At 66.6% G+C, this 2,183-nt stretch carries 3 protein-coding genes; 2 read left to right on the forward strand and 1 reads right to left on the reverse strand.

The genetic code is table 11. The features are described from left to right. On the forward strand, window positions 1-747 hold a 747-nt coding region (locus AC2VON_RS23140), incomplete at its 5' end, for a maleylpyruvate isomerase family mycothiol-dependent enzyme (protein ID WP_486954941.1). 36 nt (window positions 748-783) lie between these two features. Then, on the forward strand, window positions 784-1,146 hold the full coding sequence (locus AC2VON_RS23145) for a nuclear transport factor 2 family protein (RefSeq protein ID WP_486954942.1): 363 nt from the start codon (window positions 784-786) through the stop codon (window positions 1,144-1,146). 35 nt (window positions 1,147-1,181) lie between these two features. Here the strand turns inward: AC2VON_RS23145 and AC2VON_RS23150 are convergent. Beyond that, window positions 1,182-2,183: pyridoxal phosphate-dependent aminotransferase (locus AC2VON_RS23150; protein WP_486954943.1), on the reverse strand; the 1,002-nt coding region annotated here is incomplete at its 5' end.

A 2,183-nucleotide genomic window follows, 5' to 3' on the forward strand; every position in this document is an offset into this window, starting at 1 on the left:
GCGGCGGCATTCACCGAGCAGAACCACGCCTTCGGTGATCTGATCCGCAGCGGCGATCCGTCCACCCCGGTGCCGACCTGCCCGGAGTGGAGCCTGAAACACCTGTTTCGCCACGTCGGCCGCGGGCATCGGTGGACGGCCCAGATCATCGCCGACCGGCTCGACCATCCGCCCGACCCGCGCACCGTCGAGGGCGGCAAACCCCCCGCCGACCCCGACGAGGCGATCACCTGGTTAGACGAAGGCGCGCAGTGTGTGCTCGACGCCGTCGAGCGGGCCGGTATGGAGACCCCGGTGTGGACCTTCCTGGGGCCGCGGCCGGCGTACTGGTGGATCCGGCGCCGGCTGGACGAGACAACGGTGCACCGCGCCGACGCCGCACTAGCACTTGGCACCGACCACACGGTGACACCCGATCTGGCCGCCGACGCGATCAGCGAATGGCTGGAGTGGGTGTCAGCTAAGGCCGGGCGCGAGGGTGCGCCGGTGCCCTTGCCGGACGGCCAGAGCATGCACCTGCACGCCACCGATCCGGGTCTGGGTGCCGCCGGTGAATGGACCGTCAACGCGGTCGACGGCAGGATCAGCTGGATCCACGATCACGGCAAGGGCGTGGTCGCATTGCGCGGCAGTGCCTCTGACCTGTTGCTGGCGATCACCCGCCGGATATCGGTCGCCCACACCGGCATCGCGATGTTCGGCGATACCGCCGTGTGGCAGACCTGGCTGGAGCGCACGCCCTTCTGACGGCAGCTGGCCAGCGGGCACGGTACCTTCCAGATCATGACCACATCGGAGATCGCCACCGTCCTCGCCTGGCAGGATGCGCTGGCCGCTGCTGACCTGGACACCCTGGTGTCACTGTCCACTGACGATATCGAGGTCGGTGACGCGCACGGTGCCGGTCAGGGTCACCAGGCGCTGCGCGAGTGGGCCGCTTCGGCCGGTATCGGCGCCGAAGTGCTCCGGATGTATGTGCACGACGGCGTCGTGGTGGTCGAGCTGACACCCGAGGACCCGGACGGTGCCGGCCCGGCGGTGGCGTTCCGCGTGGTGCACGACCATGTCACCTCGGTGTTCCGTCATGACGACGTGGCGTCGGCGCTGGCGGCGACCGACCTGACCGAAACCGACCTCGTCGACTGAAGTGATTTCGGCGGGAAGTTTTCACGCCGAAATTGCTACTGGCGATAACCGGCCAGAAAATTGCCGAGCCGCTCGATGGCATCGGTGAGGTCACGCGACCAGGGCAGCGTCACGATGCGCAGATGATCCGGTGTGGGCCAATTGAACCCGGAGCCCTGGGCGACGAGAATCTTCTCGGACAGCAGTAGATCCAGGACGAGCTGCTCGTCGTCGTCGATGTCGTAGACCTCGGGATCCAGTCGCGGGAACGCGTACAGCGCACCGTCCGGTTTGACGCAGGACACCCCGGGAATCTCGTTGAGCTTGGTCCAGGCGACATCGCGCTGCTCGAGCAGCCGACCGCCCGGCAGCACCAGATCCTCGATGCTTTGATGGCCGCCGAGAGCCACCTGGATCGCATGCTGAGCCGGGACGTTGGGGCACAACCGCATATTCGTCAACAAGCCGATGCCCTCGATGAAGCTGGCGGCGTGTTCCTTGGGCCCGGTGATCACCAGCCACCCGGCGCGGTAGCCGGCTACCCGGTAGGCCTTGGACAGGCCGTTGAAGGTCAGGCACAACATGTCGGGCGCCACCGACGCCATGTTGATGTGTTCGGCGTCGTCGTAGAGGATCTTGTCGTAGATCTCGTCAGCCAGCAGCAGCAGTTGGTGTTTGCGTGCGAGATCGGCGATCTGGGTGAGGACTTCACGACTGTAGACCGCGCCGGTCGGATTGTTCGGGTTGATCACCACCACCGCCTTGGTGCGCTCGGTGATTTTCGACTCCAGGTCGGCGATGTCGGGCTGCCAGGCTGACGTCTCGTCGCACAGGTAATGCACCGGGGTACCACCGGCCAGTGAGGTCGACGCGGTCCACAGCGGGTAGTCCGGCGCCGGGATCAACACCTGGTCGCCGTTGTCGAGCAGGGCCTGCAGGGTCAAAGTGATCAGCTCCGAGGCGCCGTTGCCCAGATAGACGTCGTCGACGTCGAAGCGGGGGAAGTCGTCGACCAGCTCATAGCGGGTGACCACCGCGCGCCGCGCCGGCAGGATGCC

Source organism: Mycobacterium sp. TH-M82, from assembly GCF_057473605.1.

Excerpts from the sequence above, each read along its gene's own strand:
- AC2VON_RS23145 (WP_486954942.1), top strand. The coding sequence starts at position 784 with ATGACCACATCGGAGATCGCCACCGTCCTCGCCTGGCAGGATGCGCTG.